Annotated in this window: 24 protein-coding genes; 20 read left to right on the top strand and 4 right to left on the bottom strand. The window is 33.4% G+C overall.

Annotated features, from left to right (window positions below; translation table 11 throughout):
• Positions 1 to 55: 55 nt before the first annotated feature.
• The 16 genes from O9267_RS00725 (at position 56) to O9267_RS00650 (ending at position 15,287) form a co-directional block, all read left to right on the top strand.
• Complete coding sequence (locus O9267_RS00725; protein WP_298175228.1) at positions 56 to 586, top strand: NAD(P)H-dependent oxidoreductase subunit E; 531 nt, start codon at positions 56 to 58, stop codon at positions 584 to 586.
• Positions 587 to 590: 4 nt separating this feature from the next.
• A complete protein-coding gene (gene nuoF / locus O9267_RS00720; RefSeq protein ID WP_298175227.1) occupies positions 591 to 1,958 on the top strand; it encodes an NADH-quinone oxidoreductase subunit NuoF in 1,368 nt (455 codons plus the stop codon).
• 208 nt (positions 1,959 to 2,166) lie between these two features.
• Positions 2,167 to 3,213 carry a 2Fe-2S iron-sulfur cluster-binding protein gene (locus tag O9267_RS00715; protein WP_298175226.1) on the top strand — a complete coding sequence of 349 codons (1,047 nt, stop codon included), beginning with the start codon at positions 2,167 to 2,169 and terminating at the stop codon, positions 3,211 to 3,213.
• The gene (nuoH, locus tag O9267_RS00710) at positions 3,213 to 4,244 is read left to right on the top strand and encodes an NADH-quinone oxidoreductase subunit NuoH (RefSeq protein WP_298175225.1); all 1,032 of its coding nucleotides are present in this window, start codon (positions 3,213 to 3,215) and stop codon (positions 4,242 to 4,244) included. The genes O9267_RS00715 and nuoH overlap by 1 nt, the downstream gene beginning before the upstream one ends.
• Positions 4,245 to 4,255: 11 nt before the next feature.
• Positions 4,256 to 4,801 (top strand): NADH-quinone oxidoreductase subunit I, encoded by a 546-nt coding sequence (locus tag O9267_RS00705; protein ID WP_298175224.1) that lies wholly within the window; start codon positions 4,256 to 4,258, stop codon positions 4,799 to 4,801.
• Positions 4,802 to 4,803: 2 nt separating this feature from the next.
• The gene (locus tag O9267_RS00700; protein WP_298175223.1) at positions 4,804 to 5,325 is read left to right on the top strand and encodes an NADH-quinone oxidoreductase subunit J; all 522 of its coding nucleotides are present in this window, start codon (positions 4,804 to 4,806) and stop codon (positions 5,323 to 5,325) included.
• On the top strand, positions 5,318 to 5,638 hold the full coding sequence (gene nuoK, locus O9267_RS00695) for an NADH-quinone oxidoreductase subunit NuoK (RefSeq protein ID WP_298175222.1): 321 nt from the start codon (positions 5,318 to 5,320) through the stop codon (positions 5,636 to 5,638). Before O9267_RS00700 ends, nuoK begins: the two co-directional genes overlap by 8 nt.
• A 6-nt stretch (positions 5,639 to 5,644) precedes the next feature.
• Complete coding sequence (gene nuoL / locus O9267_RS00690; RefSeq protein WP_298175221.1) at positions 5,645 to 7,531, top strand: NADH-quinone oxidoreductase subunit L; 1,887 nt, start codon at positions 5,645 to 5,647, stop codon at positions 7,529 to 7,531.
• A gap of 10 nt (positions 7,532 to 7,541) precedes the next feature.
• Entirely contained in the window at positions 7,542 to 8,984 is a 1,443-nt protein-coding gene (locus O9267_RS00685) for an NADH-quinone oxidoreductase subunit M (RefSeq protein WP_298175220.1), read from the top strand.
• A gap of 29 nt (positions 8,985 to 9,013) precedes the next feature.
• A complete protein-coding gene (locus O9267_RS00680; RefSeq protein ID WP_298175219.1) occupies positions 9,014 to 9,379 on the top strand; it encodes a four helix bundle protein in 366 nt (121 codons plus the stop codon).
• Positions 9,380 to 9,447: 68 nt separating this feature from the next.
• On the top strand, positions 9,448 to 10,818 hold the full coding sequence (locus O9267_RS00675) for an NADH-quinone oxidoreductase subunit N (RefSeq protein WP_298175218.1): 1,371 nt from the start codon (positions 9,448 to 9,450) through the stop codon (positions 10,816 to 10,818).
• Positions 10,819 to 10,988: 170 nt separating this feature from the next.
• A complete protein-coding gene (locus O9267_RS00670; protein ID WP_298175217.1) occupies positions 10,989 to 11,411 on the top strand; it encodes a lipocalin family protein in 423 nt (140 codons plus the stop codon).
• A gap of 113 nt (positions 11,412 to 11,524) precedes the next feature.
• Entirely contained in the window at positions 11,525 to 12,799 is a 1,275-nt protein-coding gene (locus tag O9267_RS00665; RefSeq protein ID WP_298175216.1) for a Y-family DNA polymerase, read from the top strand.
• Entirely contained in the window at positions 12,790 to 13,230 is a 441-nt protein-coding gene (umuD, locus tag O9267_RS00660; protein ID WP_298175215.1) for a translesion error-prone DNA polymerase V autoproteolytic subunit, read from the top strand. Before O9267_RS00665 ends, umuD begins: the two co-directional genes overlap by 10 nt.
• Before the next feature lie 191 nt (positions 13,231 to 13,421).
• The gene (atpD, locus tag O9267_RS00655) at positions 13,422 to 14,933 is read left to right on the top strand and encodes a F0F1 ATP synthase subunit beta (RefSeq protein ID WP_298175214.1); all 1,512 of its coding nucleotides are present in this window, start codon (positions 13,422 to 13,424) and stop codon (positions 14,931 to 14,933) included.
• A gap of 72 nt (positions 14,934 to 15,005) precedes the next feature.
• Positions 15,006 to 15,287, top strand: a complete 282-nt coding sequence (locus O9267_RS00650; protein WP_298175213.1) for a F0F1 ATP synthase subunit epsilon — start codon at positions 15,006 to 15,008, stop codon at positions 15,285 to 15,287.
• A gap of 135 nt (positions 15,288 to 15,422) precedes the next feature.
• Here O9267_RS00650 and O9267_RS00645 read toward each other — a convergent pair whose 3' ends face one another.
• From O9267_RS00645 to O9267_RS00635, 3 genes are all read right to left on the bottom strand, one after another.
• Positions 15,423 to 17,603 carry a T9SS type A sorting domain-containing protein gene (locus O9267_RS00645; protein ID WP_298175212.1) on the bottom strand — a complete coding sequence of 727 codons (2,181 nt, stop codon included), beginning with the start codon at positions 17,601 to 17,603 and terminating at the stop codon, positions 15,423 to 15,425.
• Positions 17,604 to 17,696: 93 nt separating this feature from the next.
• The gene (gene pckA / locus O9267_RS00640; protein ID WP_298175211.1) at positions 17,697 to 19,322 is read right to left on the bottom strand and encodes a phosphoenolpyruvate carboxykinase (ATP); all 1,626 of its coding nucleotides are present in this window, start codon (positions 19,320 to 19,322) and stop codon (positions 17,697 to 17,699) included.
• 80 nt (positions 19,323 to 19,402) lie between these two features.
• The gene (locus tag O9267_RS00635) at positions 19,403 to 19,789 is read right to left on the bottom strand and encodes a DUF423 domain-containing protein (protein ID WP_298175210.1); all 387 of its coding nucleotides are present in this window, start codon (positions 19,787 to 19,789) and stop codon (positions 19,403 to 19,405) included.
• A gap of 128 nt (positions 19,790 to 19,917) precedes the next feature.
• Here O9267_RS00635 and O9267_RS00630 point away from each other — a divergent pair, with 128 nt between their 5' ends.
• The 4 genes from O9267_RS00630 to O9267_RS00615 all read left to right on the top strand — a co-directional run bounded on the left by O9267_RS00630 (position 19,918) and on the right by O9267_RS00615 (position 23,634).
• Positions 19,918 to 20,679: a DUF3108 domain-containing protein gene (locus O9267_RS00630; protein WP_298175209.1), complete on the top strand. Its 762-nt coding sequence runs from the start codon at positions 19,918 to 19,920 to the stop codon at positions 20,677 to 20,679.
• A 9-nt stretch (positions 20,680 to 20,688) separates the two neighbouring features.
• The gene (locus O9267_RS00625; protein ID WP_298175208.1) at positions 20,689 to 21,012 is read left to right on the top strand and encodes a hypothetical protein; all 324 of its coding nucleotides are present in this window, start codon (positions 20,689 to 20,691) and stop codon (positions 21,010 to 21,012) included.
• Between the two features lie 120 nt (positions 21,013 to 21,132).
• Positions 21,133 to 22,509 (top strand): saccharopine dehydrogenase C-terminal domain-containing protein, encoded by a 1,377-nt coding sequence (locus O9267_RS00620; RefSeq protein ID WP_298175207.1) that lies wholly within the window; start codon positions 21,133 to 21,135, stop codon positions 22,507 to 22,509.
• Positions 22,510 to 22,680: 171 nt separating this feature from the next.
• Positions 22,681 to 23,634, top strand: coding sequence for an L-threonine 3-dehydrogenase (locus tag O9267_RS00615; RefSeq protein ID WP_298175206.1), 954 nt, complete (start codon positions 22,681 to 22,683; stop codon positions 23,632 to 23,634).
• 16 nt (positions 23,635 to 23,650) lie between these two features.
• On the opposite strand, the gene O9267_RS00610 is transcribed toward O9267_RS00615, so the two are convergent.
• The gene (locus tag O9267_RS00610; RefSeq protein ID WP_298175205.1) at positions 23,651 to 24,145 is read right to left on the bottom strand and encodes a nuclear transport factor 2 family protein; all 495 of its coding nucleotides are present in this window, start codon (positions 24,143 to 24,145) and stop codon (positions 23,651 to 23,653) included.
• Positions 24,146 to 24,430: the final 285 nt, after the last annotated feature.

Here is a 24,430-nt window from a genome sequence, read left to right as displayed (position 1 = left end):
AAAAGTATAATGTAAAACAATATACAATTTACATTATATAATATACAGAAAAAAAATGGAAAGATCACATATAACACAAGAGATAAACATAACCGAATCGTTGATGAACCGCATCAATGAATTGATTAGTCATTATCCTGAAGGCAAACAAAAATCGGCTTTATTGCCAGTTTTGCACGAAGTTCAAGATGCTCACGACAATTGGTTGAGTATTGAATTGCAAAATAAAGTAGCCGAAATTCTTCAAATTCAAAATATTGAAGTGTACGAAGTTGTAACTTTTTACACGATGTTTAACCAACGTCCAATTGGAAAATTCATGTTCGAATTCTGTCAAACTTCTCCTTGTTGTCAAAACGGAGTTGAAGATTTGATGGATTACACATGTTCTAAATTGGGTGTAAAAGTTGGCGAACCAACAGCAGACATGATGTTTGAAGTTCGCGGTGTAGAATGTCTTGGTGCTTGCGGATATGCTCCAATGATGCAATTGGGTGATTTCTACCAAGAACATTTGACTAAAGAAAAAATCGATCAGTTAGTGTCTGATTGCAAAGACGGAAAAATCACTTTACACGATAAATAGTATCATGGGAAGAAAAATATTATTAGACAAAATAAACGTTCCGGGAATTAAAACTTATGAAGTATATCGTCGTGAAGGTGGTTACGCATCAGTAGAAAAAGCCTTGAAGAAAATGACGCCTGATGAAGTTGTTGAAGAAGTAAAAACTTCGGGACTTCGTGGTCGTGGTGGTGCAGGATTTCCAGCGGGAATGAAATGGAGTTTTATCGATAAAAAATCAGGTAATCCAAGACATTTAGTTTGTAATGCTGACGAATCAGAACCAGGAACTTTCAAAGATCGTTACTTAATGGAGTACATTCCTCACCTATTGATTGAAGGAATGATTACCTCAAGTTATGCACTTGGAGCAAACTTATCCTACATCTACATTCGTGGAGAATACATGTGGGTTTACAAAATTTTAGAAAGAGCCATCGCCGAAGCAAAAGCTGCTGGTTGGTTGGGTAAAAATATATTAGGTTCAGGCTACGATTTAGAACTTTTCGTTCAAATTGGTGGTGGAGCTTATATCTGCGGAGAAGAAACTGCATTGATCGAATCGCTAGAAGGAAATCGTGGAAATCCAAGATTGAAACCACCATTTCCAGCGGTTAAAGGTCTTTGGCAAAATCCAACCGTAGTAAATAACGTAGAAACAATTGCTGCCGTGCCTTGGATTATCAATAATTCTGGTGCTGACTATGCTGCAATAGGAATTGGTCGTTCTACAGGAACCAAATTAATTTCAGCATCTGGTAACATAAAAAACCAAGGCGTTTTCGAAATTGAATTGGGTGTTTCTGTTTACGAATTCATGAATTCTGATGAATATTGTGGTGGAATGCAAACCGACAGACCATTAAAAGCATTAGTTCCTGGAGGAAGTTCGGTGCCAATTTTACCAGCCAATTTAATTTACAAAACTGCAGCTGGTGAAGACAGATTAATGACTTACGAAAGTTTATCTGATGGTGGATTCGCAACTGGTTCTATGTTAGGTTCTGGAGGATTTATTGTTTATGATGACAGAGCTTGTATCGTTAGAAATACTTGGAATTTTTCAAGATTCTACCACCATGAATCTTGCGGTCAATGTACGCCATGCCGTGAAGGAACTGGTTGGTTAGAAAAAGTATTACATAGAATCGAAAACGGTCACGGACGCGAAGAAGACATCGAATTATTGTGGAGCATTCAATCTAAAATTGAAGGAAATACAATTTGTCCACTAGGTGACGCGGCTTCATGGCCAGTTGCTGCGGCAATTCGTCACTTTAGAGATGAATTTGAATATCATATCCGTTTCCCAGAAAAAATAAAAAATAGAGATCATTTTGTGAATGAGCCATTTGAAAAAGTGAAACATTTAGTAGCAAAACAAGAAGTATAAAATAATTAGAAGCGAATGGTTTGGGCATTTTCAGCAATCCATTTTCCCGCTTTTCGTTGCAATCTTTTCTTTTTAAAAGAAAAAGAAAAGGATTTCCACTACAATCGGGGCTAATTATCAAAAGTAATTACAAAAAATAAAAACTCCATAGGAGTTTAATGTTTATAGAAAAAAATAAATATTCCGTTAGGAATTATATATTGGTAATATGAAAGTAACCATAGACGGTCAAGAAATAGAAGTAGAAGCAGGAACAACAATCCTTCAGGCTGCTCGTATGATTGGTGGAGAATCCGTTCCGCCAGCCATGTGTTATTATTCTAAACTAAAAGGAACTGGCGGAAAATGCCGTTGTTGTTTAGTTGACGTTACAAAAGGTAGTGAGGCTGATCCAAGACCAATGCCGAAATTAGTGGCATCTTGTGTTACTGGTTGTCAAGACGGAATGGAAGTAGCTAGCAAATCTTCTGAAAGAGTAACTGAAGCTAGAAAAGCAGTAACCGAATTCCTTTTGATAAATCACCCATTGGATTGTCCTGTTTGTGATCAAGCTGGAGAATGTGATTTGCAAAATTTATCCTTCGAACACGGAAAATCAGAAACGCGTTTCATTGAAGAAAAAAGAACTTTCGAACCAGAAGATATTGGTCCACACATCCAATTACACATGAACCGTTGCATTGTTTGCCAGCGTTGTGTCGAAGTAGCCGATCAATTAACAGATGGAAGAGTTCACGGAGTTTTAAATCGTGGTGATCATTCACAAATTTCAACTTGTGTTTCTGCAGCCATTGATAATGAGTTCTCTGGAAATATGATTGATGTTTGTCCAGTTGGAGCTTTAACAGATAAAACTTTCCGATTCAAATCGAGAGTTTGGTTTAACAAACCTTTCAACGCTCACAGAGAATGTACCACTCCAGGATGTTGCGGAAAAACAACACTTTGGATGTTTGGAAATGAAATACAAAGAGTTACAGCAAGAAAAGACATTTACCACGAAGTAGAAGATTTTATCTGTAACACATGTCGTTTTGACAAAAAAGAAGTGTCTGATTGGACTATCGAAGGACCAAGAAAATTCGAAAAAGATTCTGTTATCAATCAAAATAACTATACTCGCAAAATGGATAAAGTTGTTATTGAAACTGAAAAAGGAATTCTTCAGGGTAGAGATATTGATCGTAAAAAAATCAGTATGGCGGAAATTGATTACAACGAAAAAATTGATGGTACTAATATAGAAAGCAAATAATGGATAGTGCATTTATCATAGAAAAAAGTATTTTCATTGTAGTTATTTTTGCATTTACAATGTTAATGGCAATGTATTCTACTTGGGCGGAGCGTAAAGTGGCCGCTTTTCTTCAAGACAGAGTTGGTCCAAATCGTGCTGGTTGGGGCGGATTATTGCAACCACTTGCCGATGGTATGAAACTTTTTGCCAAAGAAGAATTTGAACCAAATACTAAAAACAGATTTTTATTTTTTGTTGGACCTGCTATAGCAATGAGTACTGCTCTTATGACTAGTGCTGTAATTCCTTGGGGCGACAAATTGGAAATTTTTGGCAGAACCGTAATTCTTCAAGCAACTGATATTGATGTTTCATTGTTATACATTTTCGGAGTAGTTTCTGTTGGTGTTTATGGAATTATGATTGGTGGTTGGGCTTCTAACAATAAGTTTTCATTAATGGGAGCTGTTCGTGCAGCTTCGCAAATGGTTTCTTATGAAGTTGCCATGGGATTGTCAATGATTGCTTTGTTAATGATGACGGGAACTTTAAGTCTAAAAGAAATCTCTGTTCAACAACATGGAATGTCGTGGAATGTTTTCTACCAACCTTTATCATTCTTAATCTTTTTGATTTGTGCTTTTGCAGAAACCAATAGAACACCTTTCGATTTAGCAGAATGTGAATCGGAATTAATAGGTGGTTATCATACCGAATATTCTTCCATGAAAATGGGATTTTATTTGTTCGCTGAATATGCTAATATGTTTATTTCTTCAACTATAATTGCAGTATTGTTCTTTGGTGGTTATAACTATCCAGGAATGAGTTGGGCATTAGAAAATTGGGGTGTAAATATTGCAAATGTTATTGGAATAGGGGCATTGTTTATAAAATTATGTTTTTTCATCTTCTTCTTTATGTGGATCAGATGGACAATCCCACGTTTTAGATACGATCAATTGATGAATTTAGGATGGAAAATATTAATTCCACTTTCCATTGTCAATATTATTATAACCGGAATTTGCATTCTAGCTTTTAAATAGGAAAAGAAATTATGTCAACATCGATACAAAGTATATCATTATCAGGTAAGAAAAAGCAGGTTTCCAATAAGGAAATGACTTTTCTTGAAAAAATGTACCTGATTGCCATTGTAAAAGGTTTATGGATTACCATTAAACACTTTTTTAGAAAAAAAGCAACGATTCATTATCCTGAACAAGTGCGAGAGTTTAGTCCAGTTTATCGTGGTCAACACATGTTGAAACGTGATGAGCAAGGAAGAGAAAACTGTACTGCTTGCGGATTGTGCGCACTATCTTGTCCTGCAGAAGCTATCACTATGAAAGCCGAAGAGCGTAAAAAAGGCGAAGAACATTTGTACAGAGAAGAAAAATATGCTTCGATATACGAAATCAATATGTTGCGTTGTATTTTCTGCGGATTGTGCGAAGAAGCATGCCCTAAAGATGCAATTTATTTAACTATTTCTAAAGAATTAGTGCCAGCGCAATACAACAGAGAAGATTTTATTTTCGGAAAAGATAAATTAGTTATGCCACTAGAAATGGCTATGGCAAATACTAAAAAACTTAATTAATTATGTCACCGATACTTATAATATTTTACTTTTTAGCCGCAATAACATTGTCAACTGCATTTTTGACAATTTACAGCAGAAATCCAATTCATAGTGCTATTTACTTAGTGATTTGCTTTTTCTCTATTGCGGGACATTATTTACTGTTTAATGCGCAGTTTTTGGCATTAGTACATATTATTGTTTATTCTGGAGCCATCATGGTTTTATTCTTATTTACCATTATGTTGATGAATTTGAATAAAGAAGATGAAGTTCACAAACCAAGAATTACCAGATTAGGTGCTGTAGTTGTGATGAGTATAACGTGTTTGGTTTTATTAGCAATTTTTGTGAATTCAAAACCAATTGTAGGCGAATACGATAGCAACGGAAACGATTTTCAATCGATAAAAGCTTTAGGTAAAATATTGTTGAACGAATATATGGTGCCGTTTGAATATGCTTCAGTATTATTATTGACAGCGATGATTGGAACCGTTTTATTGTCTAAAAAAGAAAAAACAGGAAAAAAAAATGAGTAATATTTTAAATGAAATAGGTATTGAAAACTATCTTTTCCTATCGGCGATACTTTTTAGTATTGGTGTATTTGGAGTTTTGTATAGAAGAAATGCCATTATAGTTTTTATGTCTATCGAAATTATGTTGAATGCTGTAAACTTATTGTTTGTTGCTTTTTCAACCTATCATCAAGATGCAGAAGGACAAGTTTTTGTTTTCTTTTCGATGGCAGTTGCTGCAGCCGAAGTTGCGGTAGGATTAGCAATATTGGTTTCTGTTTATAGAAATTTAGGCTCAATTGATATTGCCAAATTAAAAAATTTAAAAGGATAGTTCGCAATGGATACAAGTTTAGCTCTTATTTTAGTTTTAGCACCTTTTATTGGTTTTTTACTGAATGTTTTCTTCGGAAAAACACTTGGTAAATCAGTTTCTGGTGTAATCGGAACTTTGTCTGTTGTAGTTTCATTTGTTATTTCAATTGTATTTTTTATGCAATTAAATCAAACAAATAAACTTATAGAAGTTTCTTTATTCGATTGGATTCAAATTAGTAATTTCAAATTAGATTTTGGATTTTTATTAGATCAACTGTCATTACTTTGGTTATTATTTGTTACAGGAATTGGTTCGTTAATTCATCTATATTCTATAAGTTACATGCATGATGACGAGAATATGCACAAGTTTTTTGCTTATCTAAATTTGTTCATCTTCTTCATGATTACACTTGTAGTTGGAAGCAATTTGTTGGTAATGTTCATCGGTTGGGAAGGCGTAGGACTTTGTTCTTATCTACTTATCGGATTTTGGTATAAAAACCAAGATTATAACGACGCTGCCAAAAAAGCATTTATCATGAATAGAGTAGGAGATTTAGGTTTGCTAATCGGAATATTCATTGTTGGAGCGTTATTTTCAACTTTAAATTTTGTTGAACTAAAAGAAACCATTCTTGGTGGAACCAATTCTGGAAATACGGTTTGGCTAGCAATTGCTGCTTTCGCTTTATTTATAGGTGCAACAGGAAAATCGGCACAAATTCCATTATACACTTGGTTGCCTGATGCGATGGCTGGTCCAACTCCAGTTTCTGCCTTAATCCATGCTGCGACAATGGTTACAGCTGGTATTTTTATGGTAACAAGATTAAATTTCTTATTCGATTTAGCACCACAAGTTCAAACTATAATTGCTGTCATTGGAGCTATCACAGCTTTGGTTGCTGCAACAATTGGTTTGGTTCAAAATGATATTAAAAAGGTATTGGCATATTCAACCGTTTCTCAGTTAGGATTAATGTTTCTAGCTTTAGGAATGGGTGCTTATCAAGTTGCCGTATTCCATGTTATCACACATGCTTTCTTCAAAGCTTGTTTGTTCTTAGGTTCTGGTTCAGTAATTCACGCTTTACATGGCGAACAAGATATGCGAAAAATGGGCGGATTGAAAAAAGCAATGCCGATTACTTTCTGGACAATGCTTATAGCTTCATTAGCCATTGCAGGAATTTTTCCTTTTGCAGGATTCTGGTCTAAAGATGAAATTTTAATCTCGGCTTTCCACGGAAATATTGTTCTTTGGGTTGTAGGTTCAATTGCTTCAATCTTGACTGCTTTCTATATGTTCAGATTAATGTATCTAACTTTCTACAAAGAGTTTAGAGGAACTGAGCATCAAAAAAATCATTTACACGAAAGTCCTTCTTTGATAACTTTTCCATTAATTGTTTTAGCAATTTTATCATTTGTTGGTGGAGCAATTAGTTTGCCGACTAATAGCTGGTTAAATCATTATTTGGCACCACTTTTCAATGCAACTTCTCACGAAGAACACGTTTTAGGAACAACAGAATATGCCTTAATGGGAATTGCTTTATTAGGTGCAATTGTCGGAATTGGAGTTGCTTTTGCAAAATATATCAAAAACAGCGAAATTCCATCTGAAGACGTTGATATCAAAGGATTTTCTAAAGTTCTATACGATAAATATTATGTGGATGAATTCTACACAGCAGTTATCGTCAATCCAATCAATACACTTTCTTCATTCTTTAGAAGGTATGTTGAAAAAGGAATATCAGGATTTGTTTTTGGTTTAGGACAAATAACAAACTCAATTGGTATTGAAGGAAAGAAAGTTCAAAACGGAAGTATCGGTTTGTACCTTTTTGCTTTTGTAATTGGCGTAAGTGCTATATTGTTTTATTTATTTTTAGCTCAATAATCTTTACATAATGGATGTAACTACTATATTACTTTTACTTTTGGTTGGCGCAATTGCAACCTATTTTTCGGGAGACAAATTAGCTTCTAAAGTAGCATTGCTTTTTGGAGTAGCTTCTTTTGTAGCAACGATTTTTGTTCTAAATTCGTTCAATGCAGGTCAAGATGTAAGTTTCTTATCTTCTTGGATTAACGAACCTAAAATTTCTTTCGCTCTAAATGCCGACGGACTTGCACTCATAATGGTGTTGTTGACAACATCTTTATTGCCAATTATTATTTATTCTTCTTTTGGAAATGAATATAAAAATGCAAAAAGTTTCTATGCTTTAGTATTATTTATGGGATTTGCAATGGTGGGAACTTTCCTTGCTGCGGATGCTTTGTTGTACTATATTTTCTGGGAATTATCATTAATACCTATCTATTTCATAGCATTACTTTGGGGTAATGGCGATGAAGATTCTCGTAAAAAAGCGGTTGTAAAATTCTTCATTTACACATTGGCAGGTTCTTTATTTATGCTTGTCGCATTTATCTTTTTATACCAAAGAGCTGGAAGTTTCTTGCTAGATGATTTGTACAATATGCGAATTACAACTAATGAACAATCATGGATTTTCTTAGCATTTTTCTTAGCCTATGCAATCAAAATTCCTTTGATTCCTTTCCATACTTGGCAGGCAAAAGTGTACCAAAAAGCACCAACTGTTGGAACTATGTTATTATCAGGAATTATGCTAAAAATGGGTTTGTACAGCGTTATTCGTTGGCAAATAGCATTAGCTAGATTTTCTGCTATAGAATACAAAAACATATTTATTGCCATTGGAGTCGCTGGTGTAATTTATGGTTCTATTGTAGCTTTAAGACAAAAAGATTTAAAGAAATTACTAGCGTATTCTTCATTAGCACACGTTGGATTAATAGCGGCAGGAACTTACACGTTATCACTTGATGGTTTGAGAGGTTCGGTTTTGCAAATGTTGGCGCATGGATTTGTTGTAGTTGGACTATTCTTTGCTGCCGAAATAATTTATAGAAGATACGAAACTAGAGAAATTTCAGAAATGGGTGGCATTCGTTCGCAAGCACCAAAATTTACATCTATGTTCATGATTTTGGTTTTGGCATCGGTTGCTTTACCAGGAACTTTCAACTTTATTGGAGAATTCACGGTTTTATATAGCTTGTTCCAAACCAATATTTGGTTCGCCATTTTAGGAGGAACAACTATCATTTTGGGAGCTTATTATATGTTGAAAATGTTTCAAAATGTAATGTTGGGAGAAACTAACACCAAAGTTTTTAAAGATGTAACTTTCAATGAAGGATTAACATTGGTTATCATCATCGGTGTTTTATTCTTCTTTGGATTGTATCCAAAACCATTAACAGATTTGATCACACCAAGTATCGAAAATATCATCAACCAGATTAATAGAACGAATTAGGATTTGGGATTTGAAAATTTGGGATTTATATGACTAAGGAAGAGTTAAAAAAGAGGACTAAAGTATTTGCAGTTTCTGTTTTTAAATTTTTAATGGAAATTGAAAAAAGTAAGGCAGTTGATGTTGTTTCTTTTCAACTTTTTAAATCTTCTTCTTCGGTAGCAGCTAATTATAGAGCAGTTTGCAGAGGGAAATCTTCTGCAGATTTTTTGAATAAATTGAAAGTAGTTGATGAAGAAGCTGATGAAAGTCTATTTTGGTTAGAATTTATCAAAGATTTAGAGATTGAATGTGACACAAATCAATTAGATAAATTGATAAAAGAAGCAGATGAATTAGTTTCAATTTTTTCAGCGGGAATAAAAACTATTAAAGAAAAGAACAATACAAAATAAAATAAGGAAATTTGATTTAATCGATTTTTTAAATCCTAAATCAAAAATCCTAAATCAAAAATAACAAAATGAATACATTAATAGCAATAATAGGATTAGGTGTTTTATGTCTAGTATTTGAAATTTTCAATGCTAGAAAAATCATTGTTCCTGTAACAATTATAGGTTTACTAGCCATTTTTGGATTAAATGCCACTCAATTTAACTCGCCAGCTAGTTTTTATAACAATATGATTGTAACCAATAATTTTTCGGTTGCTTTCTCGGGTTTATTTATACTTCTCACTATTTTCTTGGTAGCATTGAGTCACGATTTTTATAAAGAACATCAATCCAAAATTTCTGATTTTATAGCAATCAAAATCTTCTTACTATCAGGAGCTGTTGCCATGGTTTCTTTTGGAAACTTAGCCATGTTCTTTTTGGGAATTGAAGTTTTATCTATTGCATTGTACATTTTAGCAGCAAGTAGAAGATTAGATTTAAAAAGTAACGAAGCCGGAATGAAATATTTCTTAATGGGTTCATTTGCATCGGGAATTATTCTTTTCGGAATATGCTTAGTTTATGGTGCAACAGGTTATTTTGATGTAACCGAAATATATGATTTGTCACAAGGCGCAGGATTACCAGCATGGTTTTTCATAGGAATTTCTATGTTAGTAATTGGAATGTTGTTTAAAATTGCTGCTGTTCCATTTCATTTTTGGGCACCCGATGTTTACGAAGGTTCACCATCAATGGTTACAGCAACTATGAGTACTTTGGCTAAAGTAGTAGCAATGGCTACTTTATTTAAATTAGTTACATCACTAAATGCTGGTGTCGAATATAAATTTGAAATTGTAATTATAGTAGTTTCAATACTTTCTATGACAGTTGGAAACATTATGGCATTGCGTCAAAATAATGTAAAACGTATGTTAGCATTTTCAGGTATTTCACATGCAGGATTTATGTTGATGGCATTGTTAAGCCTGTCATCGGCTGCTGGAAGTTTACTTTATTATACAGCAGCTTATGCTTTGGCGGGTATCGCTTCATTTGCTGTAATTATTTTGGTAACAAGAAACAAAGACAACGAAGATATTGTTAATTTCAATGGTTTAGGAAAAACCAATCCTCTAATGGCGGTAATCCTTACAGCATCATTATTATCAATGGCTGGAATTCCAATTTTTGCTGGATTTTTTGCTAAGTTGATGTTGTTTAGCCAAACTATAAAAGCAGGTTACTTAGTTGTTGTTATTGCTGGTGTAATCAATTCAATTATCAGTGTTGGTTATTATTTCAAATTGATTTTGGCGATGTACACTAAAGATGCTAATGAAGAAAAACAAGCCGTACCATTTGTATATTACGCTGTTGCAGTTGTTGCAATCCTACTAAATATCCTAATCGGAATTTTTCCTTCAATGGTTACCGATTTGTTGAATTAAGAATTTAATAATCATAAAATATTGAAACCATCAAAAGTAATTTTGGTGGTTTTTTTGTTAATGCTATAGAATAATTGTCCTTTTATTTGCTAGTTGATTTTTACGACAAAAAATTTGTTAATTAAAAGATATATTCTTACGTTTACAAAAATTTAAAAAACATAAGCAAAATGAAAAATTTAAAAAGTTTAGTATTGTTGTTCTTGGTAGCAACTGTTAGTTTAGTGTCTTGTAACAAAGATGATGATGCAACTCCTGCTGCCGCAGCTTTAGAAGGAAAATGGCAATATTCAAAACAGGGAACAATTGTTAATGGTCAGGAAGTTTTAGTTGACTATGATCATGCGACTGGTTGCACAAAAGATTATATTGAGTTTCTTTCGGCTGGAGTATTCAAAGAGCATTCATTTTTTGGAACTAGTTGTGAAGAAGATATTTTTACTGGAACATGGGTAAGAAACGGATCTACAGTAACAGCTACTGTTGATGGAGAAGCAAGTCCAGCAGAAATTTTGGAACTAACTAGTACAACTTTAAAAATTAAATATTCATTAGAGGGTGGCTTTTATATTAATGTTTACACAAAAATATAATCTGTTTTCCATGTCTTATAAAAACCATCAAAAGCGATTTTGGTGGTTTTTTTATTTATCAACAATTCAATTTTTAACAATTTTAAAATTTATTTATTGACTAATTTTACAACATGTATGCATTAGTCGATTGTAACAATTTTTATGCTTCGTGCGAACGTGTTTTCCAACCTCAATATAATGGAAAACCTGTTGTTATTTTGTCTAATAATGACGGTTGTGTGATTTCTAGAAGCAATGAAGCAAAAGACGTTGGTGTACCGATGGGAGCTCCTGAGTTTAAGATTCGTGAACTTCTAAAAGAGAAAAATGTCAAAGTTTTTTCTTCTAATTATCCGCTTTATGGTGATTTGAGCAATCGGGTGATGAAAATTCTCGAAAGTTTTACACCAAATACTGAAATATACAGCATCGACGAGGCCTTTTTGAATTTTGACGGAATGGACATTTCCGATTTTCATGCATATGGAATTCAAATGAAAACTCGTGTGCAAAAATGGGTTGGAATTCCCGTTTGTGTAGGATTTGCAACTACTAAAGCACTTTCAAAAGTAGCCAATAGAATAGCCAAAAAATTTCAAGAAAGAACACAAGGAGTTTATGTAATCGACACCGATGAAAAACGAATCAAAGCATTAAAATGGACAAAAATTGAAGATGTTTGGGGAATTGGTTTTAGATTGAGAAAAAAAATGATAGCGCATAATATTCTAACGGCTTATGATTTTACCAAACCGCAACACGAAGCTTGGATAAGAAAAGAAATGGGCATTATCGGAATACGCTTGAAATATGAATTAGAAGGCAAATCGGTTTTAGACTTAGAGCCTATTCGCGAACAAAAGAAGAGCATTACTACTACAAGAAGTTTTCCGAAACAAATTGCAGAATTTGACGATTTGAGAGAACGTGTTGCCACTTTTGCATCGGTTTGTGCTGAGAAATTACGCAAACAAAAATCGTGCTGTCAAACCATTATTGTAATGTTGGTGATTGACAAACACAAATATGAATCGCAAAAATATTATTTCAATAAAGCCGTAACATTGCCATTTGCTACGAACTCAACACTGACTATTTCTAATGTGGCTATTTCGATGTTGAAAGAATTGCACAAAGGAAATGAAGGAATAAAGTTCAAAAAAGCAGGAGTTATCGTAACCGAATTGATAGATGAAGACAAAAAACAACTTCAGTTATTTGAAGAAGAAAACCCGAAGCATTTAGCAATTATGAAAGCAATGGATCATTTGAATGCCAAAATTGGAGACAGAAAAGTAAAATTAGGCACGCAAAATTTAAACCTAACTTGGAACATGAATCAGAATCATTTGTCACCAAGATTTACTACGAGATTCAACGAAATTCTAGAAATAAAATGTCAATAAAAAAAGAAGCAACATTAACTTTTTATCGGCCAGATTTTGAAAGTGATATAAAATTACCTTTCATAAAAGAAGGCGTTTCGGCAGGATTTCCATCGCCAGCAACCGATTTTATGGAAAATAATATCGACTTGAATAAGGAGTTGTGTAAAAATCCGTTGGCTACATTTTATATAAAAGTCAAAGGCAATTCGATGGTAAATGCGGGAATAAATGACAAAGATATTTTGGTTGTAGATAAAAGCCTAGAACCACAAAACAACAAAATTGCCGTTTGTTTTATAGATGGAGAATTTACCGTGAAAAGAATAAAAGTTGAAAAAGACGGTCTATACTTGATGCCTGAAAATAAAAATTATCAGCCAATAAAAGTTACAGATGAAAATCAGCTGATCGTATGGGGAATCGTTACGTACGTGATTAAGAATGTTTAGTTTTTGGCTTCAAATAATATAAAAGTATAAAGAATTCTTGTCGTTTATAATAATGCGATACTAAAAATTTAAAATGTGAATAAAAAAATAGAATATTTCTATTGATTTTCAAATTAGAAAAATTATCTTTGCACACGAAAAATCAGCTTGATTTTATAATTACAAAACGCTATTTAATAAATACATAAGCAATGTCAAAAGTAATAGGAAAAGTTGCCCAAATCATTGGACCAGTAGTTGACGTAGTATTCAACGGTAAGGATGTTGAACTTCCAAAAATCTATGATTCATTAGAAATCACTAAAAAAGATGGTACTATATTAGTGCTTGAAGTACAATCTCATATTGGAGAAAATACGGTTCGTACTGTATCTATGGACTCTACAGACGGATTGAGTAGAGGATATGAAGTAGTTGGCACTGGAAATCCAATAAAAATGCCAATCGGAGCAGATGTTTACGGGCGTTTATTCAACGTTATCGGAGATGCTATCGATGGATTAGGTAACTTGCCAAAAACAGGAGATGACGGAATTTCAATTCACCGTGCAGCTCCAAAATTTGAAGAATTATCAACTTCTACTGAAGTTTTATTTACAGGTATCAAAGTAATCGATTTGATTGAGCCTTATGCTAAAGGTGGTAAAATTGGATTGTTTGGTGGTGCTGGAGTAGGTAAAACAGTATTGATTCAAGAGTTGATTAACAATATTGCAAAAGGCCACGGTGGACTTTCAGTATTCGCAGGAGTTGGTGAAAGAACACGTGAAGGAAATGACTTGCTTCGTGAGATGTTAGAGTCAGGAATTATAAAATATGGTGATGCCTTCATGCATTCTATGGAAGAAGGTGGATGGGATTTAGCCAAAGTTGATAAAATGGGAATGAGAGAGTCAAAAGCTACTTTCGTTTTCGGACAAATGAATGAGCCACCAGGAGCTCGTGCACGTGTGGCACTTTCTGGATTATCTATTGCAGAATATTTCCGTGATGGAGCTGGTTCTGACCAAGGTAAAGACGTTCTTTTCTTTGTTGATAACATTTTCCGTTTTACACAAGCAGGTTCTGAGGTGTCAGCACTTTTAGGACGTATGCCGTCAGCGGTAGGTTACCAACCAACATTAGCAACAGAAATGGGTGCGATGCAAGAGCGTATTACTTCTACAAACAAAGGTTCTATTACATCTGTACAAGCGGTTTACGTTCCTGCGGATGACTTAACTGACCCTGCACCAGCAACAACATTTGCTCACTTAGATGCAACAACAGTATTGTCTCGTAAAATTGCTGAGTTAGGTATTTATCCAGCGGTAGATCCATTGGATTCTACTTCTAGAATTTTAACTCCTCAAATTTTAGGTGCTGAACACTACGATTGTGCGCAAAGAGTGAAAGAGATTCTTCAAAAATACAAACAATTACAAGATATCATTGCTATCCTTGGTATGGAAGAGTTATCAGAAGATGATAAATTAGCAGTATCAAGAGCTCGTCGTGTACAACGTTTCTTGTCTCAACCTTTCCACGTAGCTGAACAGTTTACAGGTATTCCTGGAGTTTTAGTTGATATTAAAGATACCATCAAAGGATTTAACATGATTATTGATGGAGAATTAGATCACTTGCCAGAAGCTGCTTTCAACTTAAAAGGAACAATTGAAGATGCTATTGAAGCAGGACAAAAAATGTTAGCAGAAGCTTAAAAAGAATTATGAATTATGAATTACGGATATAAGTTCGTAATTCATAATTTAAAATTCGTAATTATATAAATTATGATTTTAGAAATAGTATCACCAGAGGCATTATTATTTTCAGGCGAAGTAACTTCAATTTCTTTACCTGGTGTTGATGGTTCATTTCAGATTTTAAATAATCACGCACCGATAGTTTCTATTTTAAAACAAGGAACGGTTAAAATTACTGCTCCAAGTTTCAATTTAGATAAAGAAGTAGCAGACAAGTTTAACAAAGTTAACGATCAAAACTATACTCTTGATATCAATTCAGGAACTATAGAAATGAAAGATAACAAAGTTATTGTTTTAGCGGATTAAGAAAAAAATATAAAAATTTTAAAAAGCCAAGCATTTATTTGTTTGGCTTTTTGCATATAAAAAATCCCGTTTATGCGGGATTTTTAAATTTTGAATTAGTTACGTTTTTACACTTGCGATCCAGATTTAAACAATTTAATCCTCTTTTATAATCTTGCTCCATTTTTCAACTCCATTACTTTTAACTTTTGCAAAATAAACTCCAGGGGTTAAATCGGATAAATCTATAGTGCACTGTAGTTGATTTACTTTTTTATCAATTAATTTTTGACCCGTTATCGAACTAATTTCAAAAGCTTCAATTATTGAATTATTAGAAACTGTTAGAATTGAAGTAAACGGATTTGGGTAAATTTTATAATCAGTAAAAGTAAATTCATCTTTTGATAGACTTGTTACAAACTCTGTTGTACAAACTGGAGTTGTAATTGCTGGATTAAAATCAAAATAAATGTTAGCGATATTTGGTATTACATCTCCAACAGCATAACCCGATTTAGGTTTGACTTTAAACGAAATATATCCATGACCGATTGTTGTGCTTCCATTTGAAGGTGGTAAAAAGATATTTTGAAAATTCCAAGAAAGAGTGTTTTGAGTTCGTTTCATTGTATAAGGATGACTTGCATCTATCATTTCTATCGAGGTTGGGTCTAATTTTGTATCTAAAACATCATCAACATTTATAAAATAAGCTTCGGCAGTTCCAGTGTTTTCAAACTGAATTGTATATGTTAAATAATCGTTTGAAGTAAATGTTGAATGAACAATTTTTCCACCATGACTTTCTGTTTTATCATTTGGGTCATAAGAACCTATAATAATTTGTGACAAACTATTTTGGTTATTTACTGGATTAATATCGTTTGTCGGAATAGAAATCATTACAGAATTCGTTAACGTTTGGCCAATTGAAACCGTTGGTATAGTTGGCACTTGAAAGTTAACAGTTAAATACCGAGTTTCATTTGGTAATAAATTAGTGAAATCAAATGTAAATCCTTGAGATGTTGATGTTACCATTTCAGAACTTGAAACAATGGAAATATTACTATCTTTTGTAAAAGTTATTGTTCCAGAAGGAATCGCAATGTTTCCAGAATTTTTATATGTTATTCTGTTAGAATAAACAAAACCTGGTCTAGGGGAAACTCCGTTTGGTGATATATAAACAGATAAATCATCATAAGGCAAAGCAGTAACAGGAAAATTAAAGGTAGTTACATTTTCGTTTGTGTTAGAAATATTTGCATAAGAAGTTGAACAACTATATTGTGAGCTATACTGTGATGGAATAGTATAATTAAAATTATAACTGTTTGTAGCAACAGTTTCAGAAATAAATGCATTTCCGTAAGATGAAGTTAAAGTGTTAACAATTCCTGTATTATTCAATTCGTAATTAAATTGACCTAAGCTAAAGTTTTGCTCGTTATTATCTTGAATAGAATTTTCATTTGCATCAACAAAAGCATTCAAAACAAAACCTTGATTTAGTATATTTATAGTTGCTGTGCCGAAACCACAATTTGGATAAGACAAATAACATATTTGATACATTAAGTCATAAGTTCCTGCTGGTGTACCTGGCAAAACACTTACTGTTCCGTTAGTATTTAGAATAAAGTTAGGTGGAACGGAAGTTCCTGTCAACGTAATTGTTGGCAAATTTTGAGGTGAATTTGCTGGTAACCCATTAACAAAATCATTTGCTAAAACTGAAATTGATGAAGTAGTTATTGCATCGCTAGAAGCCATTGTTAAGGTTTCGTTTTGAGTATTAACAGGTAAGTAAGCATCAACTTGCATACATCCTATAGCAATACAACCATTAGTATCAATAACTCTACAACATAAATTTCCTGATGTTGTAAGTGATAAAAGATTAAAAATTTCTTGATTTCCTTCAACAACAAGAGGTGCGCCATTGAATTCCCATGAGTACATATAAGGCGGAGTTCCACCAAATGCAAACGCAAATGCTGAAGACGAGGGAACGTCTAGTGTAGCACTTAAGTTTATTTCAAGAGGTTGAGCTTGTGTTATGACAAAAGTTAATGTAAATTGTTCGTTATTTGAATCTTTTACAGTAGCTGAATAAGTCCCAGCTATAAGGTTAGTAAAAATATTTGAGCTTTGATAAGTTGTTTGGTCTAATGAATATAAATAAGGAGCCACTCCTCCAGTAGCCATAATTGTTGCTGAACCACCAAAAACAGAACTACAACCTGGATTTAAAATAGAAACTGTAGCACTCATCTGCGCAAACAAAAAATTGAAATGAATGAGAGCAAACAAAAAAAGCAATTTTTTCATAGCGAAATAGTTTAATACTAATTGATAATCAAAGATATAAAAAAAAGTTCAACAAAATGCTGAACTTTTATAACTCTTAAAAATTTGTAATATTTACACTTGCGGACCAGATTTAACTAAATTCTGCCCTTCTTCATTATCTGTGTATTGAACAAAGTTTTTGATAAATCTTCCAGCTAAATCTTCTGCTTTTGTTTGCCATTCAGTAGCATCAGCATAAGTATCTCTAGGATCTAAAATTGCTGAATCTACATCGTGCAAAGCAGTTGGTACTTCAAAGTTGAAAGTTGGAATCAATTTTGTTTCTGCTTTTTCAATCGAACCATCTAAAATTGCATCAATGATAGCACGAGTATCTTTTATCGAAATACGTTTTCCTGTTCCATTCCAGCCAGTGTTTACCATGTAGGCTGTTGCATTGTGTTGCTCCATTTTTTTAACCAATTCTTGTCCGTATTGTGTTGGATGTAATGATAAAAATGCTTTTCCAAAACAAGCTGAAAACGTTGGTTCAGGTTGTGTAACACCTCTTTCTGTTCCTGCTAATTTGGCTGTAAATCCTGAAAGGAAATAATATTTGGTTTGTTCTGGTGTTAGTTTAGAAACTGGTGGCATAACTCCAAAAGCATCTGCCGTTAAGAAGATTACTTTAGTAGCATGACCTGCTTTTGATACAGGTCTTACAATATTATCAATATGGTAAATTGGATAAGAAACACGAGTATTTTGAGTTACAGAACCATCTTTAAAATCGATTTTGCCATTAGTATCAACTGTAACGTTTTCTAATAAAGCATCTTTTCTGATAGCGCCATAAATATCTGGTTCATTTTCTCTACTTAAGTCAATTGTTTTTGCATAGCAACCGCCTTCAAAGTTGAAAACACCATCGTTATCCCAACCGTGCTCATCATCACCAATTAATTCACGTTTTGGATCGGTTGATAAAGTTGTTTTTCCTGTTCCAGATAATCCAAAGAAAACAGCAACATCGCCATCTTTTCCTTTATTAGCAGAGCAGTGCATTGAAGCCATTCCTTTTAAAGGTAAATAGTAGTTCATCATTGAGAACAACCCTTTTTTCATTTCGCCACCATACCAAGTACCACCAATCAATTGAACTTTCTCAGTCAAATTAAAAGCTACATAAACTTCCGAATTTAATCCGTGTGCTTTGTAATCTTTAAAACTTGTTTTTGAACCATTCATTACAATGAAATCTGGCTCACCAAAATTTTCTAATTCAGTATCTGTTGGACGAATAAACATGTTTTTTACAAAATGCGCTTGCCAAGCTACTTCCATAATGAAGCGAACTTTAAGACGTGTATTTTCGTTTGCACCGCAAAAAGCATCAACTACAAAAAGTCTTTTGCCAGATAATTGGTTTACTGTAGTTTCTTTAAGTGCTTCCCAAGTTGTTTGCGAAATTGGTTTGTTATCGTTTACTGCTTTTTCAGAATTCCACCAAATAGTATTTTCTGTAACAGCATCTTTAACTATATATTTGTCTTTTGGCGAACGACCAGTGAATTCTCCAGTCATTACATTTACAGCTCCAAGTTCTGTAAGTTGCCCTTTTTCATAGCCTTGTAAACCAGAACTCAATTCTTCATTATATAAAAATTCATACGAAGGATTGTAGATGATTTCTTGAGCGTTTTTTATTCCATATTTTTCTAACGAAATCGATTTCGTGATTTGAGCAGAAGTATCCATAAATATGTGTTGTATTGCAATTAATAAATAGAACGCAAAGGTAAAAAATTATATTTACAACGTTGTAGTTAATTACTAATTTATTGCTTTTTTTTGAAGAAATTAAATGTCAAAACAGCCCAAGCTGCTATTAATAGAGCACCTCCAATAGGAGTAACAATTCCAAATGCTTTAAAATCAATACCTGTAACAGCTTTGGTAGATAATAAATATATGGAACCCGAAAAACAGATAATTCCTAAAACTGTTACTATCAAAATAGTTTTTTTAGTTTTCAATGGCAAATGTGTATTTATTCCTAAAAAAAGTAAAAATAAGGCGTGATACATTTGATATTTTACACCAGTTTCAAACGACACTAATTGCTCTGCTGTTAAAATGTTTTTCAAAGCATGTGCCCCAAAAGCTCCTAATATAATGGCTGACATTCCAAAAAAACCCGCTGCTGAGATAATTTTTTTTTCCATTTTTTTTGTATTTGAAATACTATTTTGCAAAAGTATCAGTTATTTAGATTAATGGAAGAACATTTTTAAGTTTTCTTTTATATTTTAACAATTTAAAAATTTTACATTTGCACTTTAAATAGATTATAATGAAAAAAGTTTTAGTTATTCTTACTGCTTTAGTTTTATGTTCTTTCAAAGCAGACACCACAACTGCCGGAATTCCTTCTGGCGAAAAATTAGTTTATGCAGGTTCCTACAATATGAGCGGACTTATGACACACATTGCTCAAGTTACCATGTCAACAGAAAGTGTAAAAACAGCCAAAAACAATTATTTACATATCAGTTGTGAACTTTCAACTTTTACCAAGTGGGATAAATTCTTCAAAATAAGAGATGTATATGAATCATATGTAAATCCAACTACGATGATGCCAAGTTTATACAAAAGAAGTATTGATGAAGGCGGTTACATCAAAAAAGAAAAATATGTTATCAAAGGAACTTCTGTAACAAGTACAACTTCTAAAAAAAATAAAGTTGAAACTACAAGAAAGTTTACAATTGGAAAATCAACACAAGATGTAGTTTCAATGATGTATAAGTTGCGTACTGCCGATTTAGCATCAATGAAAACTGGTGCAACAAAATCATTCACCATCGTTTTTGACGAAGAACAAGTTCCAGTAACTATCAAAATGATGGGAATTGAAACCATTGACGCTGGAAATCTTGGTGACAAAAAATGTTACAAATTATCTATTGGTGCCAAAACTAAAGTTCTTAAAGGAACCGACAAAAATCTTATTTGGCTTACCGCTGATGATAAAAAAGTGCCTGCTTTGATGAAATTTAGCATTCCAGTTGGAACGGGACAATTAGTATTAACTTCTGCAACAGGAATTTAATTAGAAAATATGAGAAAAACTTTTTTAATTTTAGCCATTATTTTTTCTGTTTTAGGAGCCGTTTTTTCCTTTTTGCCATTTGATACATTGGCTTTTTTGCCTATCGTTTTAGCATTGGTTTTTTCCTATTTAACTTTTTCTAAATCTGAGGATAATCAAAAAAAAATTCCTAAAAACTTATTTATTTTTTCAATCGTATGTGCTGTTTTTGTTCTTGGAAAAACATTTCTTATAAAAGATGAAGTTGAAAAAGACGCCACTTTTGAACAAACTAAAATTGAAAGTAATATCGAAGCCAAAAAAGATTTGGAAGAATTAGAAGGTTTAGAATAATTTCTATTTACATAAAATTCAAAAGCTCGTGTGATTTTGCGCGGGCTTTTTTGTTTTTATCAAAAATATGCAATAAATCATTCCAAATTCATAAATTTGTATTCTATTTTTAATCAAAACATGAGAAATATACTTATCATAGGCGCTGGTCGTTCAGCTTCATCACTAATTCAATATCTTCTAACTAAGTCTGATGCTGAAAAGTTACATCTTACCATTGGAGATTTATCTCTCGAATTAGCGCAACGCAAAACCAATAATCATCCGAATGCAACCGCCATTCAATTAGATATTACCAACGAATCGCAACGTCAAGCCGAAATTCAAAAAGCCGATATTGTTATTTCAATGCTTCCAGCTCACATGCATATTGAAGTCGCAAAAGATTGTATTGTTTTCAAAAAACACATGGTAACCGCTTCGTATGTTTCCGATGCTATGCAAGGTCTTGATGCTGCAGCCAAAGAAAATAATCTAATTTTCATGAACGAAATAGGACTAGATCCAGGAATCGACCACATGAGCGCCATGAAAGTAATTGATGAAATTAGAGATAAAGGCGGAAAAATGATTTTGTTCGAGTCTTTCTGCGGCGGATTAGTAGCTCCAGAATCTGATAATAATCTTTGGAATTACAAATTCACTTGGGCACCGAGAAATGTAGTGTTGGCTGGTCAAGGCGGTGCTGCCAAATTCATTCAAGAAGGAAAATACAAATACATTCCGTACCATAAATTATTCAGAAGAACCGAATTTTTGATGGTCGAAGGTTACGGAAAATTTGAAGGTTATGCTAATAGAGATTCGCTAAAATACAGAAGTGTTTACGGATTAGACGATGCATTAACTTTATACCGCGGAACCATTCGTAGAGTCGGATTTTCTAAAGCGTGGAATATGTTCGTTCAACTTGGTATGACCGACGATACTTATACAATGGAGAATTCTGAAACCATGAGTTTCCGTGAGTTTACTAACTCGTTTTTACCATATCATCCAACCGACTCTGTAGAAATCAAAATGCGTTTGGCACTCAACATCGAGCAAGATGACATTATGTGGGACAAACTGTTAGAACTCGATTTGTTCAATGCCAAAAAAATTGTGGGGCTCAAAAACGCAACACCAGCACAAATTTTAGAGCGAATTCTCAACGATAGTTGGACTTTGCAACCAAATGACAAAGACATGATTGTAATGTACCATAAATTTGGTTACGAACTAAACGGAAAACAACATCAAATCGATTCCAAAATGGTTTGCATTGGCGACGACCAAACCTATACTGCGATGGCAAAAACGGTTGGTTTACCAGTAGCAATGGCGACATTACAAATCCTAAATGGAAACATCAAAACACCAGGTGTACAACTTCCAATAAAAGAAGAAGTCTATCTTCCAATTCTCAAAGAACTCGAAGAATACGGTGTGATTTTTAAAGAAACGGAAATGCCTTATATAGGTTACAATCCCGATAAATTAGTGGTTGCGGTTTAAGATTTTTTGGGCGTTCGAGCGGGCTATACATTCCAATCTTTTGCTCCGTTGAACTCCACAAAAGGATTTCCATTGCTATCCCTAACGCATCAGAATAAAATTGGCATCGAGTTTATATGAACTAAAATGCCTTATATGGTAAAAACATTTAACTAACTACAAACAACCAACATGAGCAAAAAAATATTAATAATCGGCGCTTGCGGACAAATAGGAACCGAGTTAACGCACAAACTTAGAGCCATTCACGGAGTAGAAAACGTAATTGCGTCTGACATCCGAAAACTAAACAACGATGTTGTAAACTCAGAACCATTTGAAGTAATCAACGCACTTGATTATAATCAAATCGAACATCTTGTAGAACAATACCATATTGAAGAAGTCTATTTGATGGCAGCGTTATTATCAGCAACGGCCGAAAAAAACCCAGCTTTTGCATGGGATTTGAATATGAATTCCTTGTTTCACGTTCTCAATTTGGCGAAAGCTAAAAAAATCAAAAAAATATTTTGGCCATCTAGTATAGCTGTTTTCGGACCAACAACTCCTAAAGAAAACACACCTCAATACACCATAATGGAACCATCAACCGTTTACGGAATTAGTAAACAATCAGGCGAAAGATGGTGTGAATATTACCATAACATTTTTGGAGTAGATGTGCGAAGCATTCGTTATCCTGGATTAATAAGTTGGTCAACACCACCAGGTGGCGGTACTACCGATTATGCCGTAGATATTTTCCACAAAGCCATTACCGATGGCAAATACGAATGTTTCCTTTCATCAGAAACCAAAATGCCAATGATGTACATGGAAGATGCCATACAAGCAACAGTTGATATTATGGAAGCACCAACCGAAAGCATCAAAATTCGTTCTTCATACAACTTAGCTGCCATGAGTTTCACTCCAACCCAAATCGCAGCCGAAATCCAAAAACATATTCCTAATTTACAAGTTACTTACAAACCAGATTTTAGACAAAAAATTGCCGATAGTTGGCCAGCCAGCATAGACGACAGCCAAGCAAGACAAGATTGGAACTGGAAAAACAAATTTAACATCGAAACCATGACTGTAGAAATGTTAAAACAGTTGAGAGAGAATGTATATAAATAAAATGGATTGGTAGTATTTACTTCTTCAACTTACTAATCAAAGCGTCTTCAATAGGCGCTTTTATTTTTATAATAGCATCAGTAGTATCGTTTGGAATGGTCATAGAAAGCACATAATGACTTATTTTCCAACTACCATTTTCTTTAGTCAAAACGCCCGAACCTCTACAAATCTTCATTTGCGTGTTTAGCAATTCATCAAACCAAGCTGTTTTGCCATCTTTGCTGAAGTAAATATTTCTTTCAAGAGCGGTAAAATTCCAAGTTTTTCCTTTATCGAAATAAGGTTTGGCAAATTTTTGAAAAGCCTCTTTATTCCAATTCTCGGTTGCGTCAGTTCCAATAAAAATGGAATTCTCTGTCATAGCATCAAAATAGCCATTATAATCTGCATTTGCGGCTGCTTTGTGCCAATTATCAAGAATTGTAGTAATTTTATTTTTTTCAGAATCTATATTTTGAACCGAAGCACAACTAGTAATAACCAAAAATAAGAAGAGATATTTTTTCATGTTTTTTCAGATTTGAAAATCAAAGTTAATTCAATTTTAGTAAATTTGGGATTGATTTTACCACAAAGGACACAAAGAAGGCACAAAGAACACAAATCTTAGTGAACTTCGTGTAAAAACTTCGTGGTCTTCGTGGTTAAAATATGAAAGACACCTTAAACATTTCATATTAATTTAATTTTAGTAAATTTGGGATTGATTTTACCACAAAGGACACAAAGAAGGCACAAAGAACACAAATCTTAGTGAACTTCGTGTAAAAACTTCGTGGTCTTCGTGGTTAAA

Source organism: Flavobacterium sp. (assembly GCF_027531705.1).
GTDB lineage: Bacteria > Bacteroidota > Bacteroidia > Flavobacteriales > Flavobacteriaceae > Flavobacterium.
The sequence above is the reverse complement of the archived record's forward strand: the minus strand, read 5'-3'. Positions and strand labels throughout refer to the sequence as shown.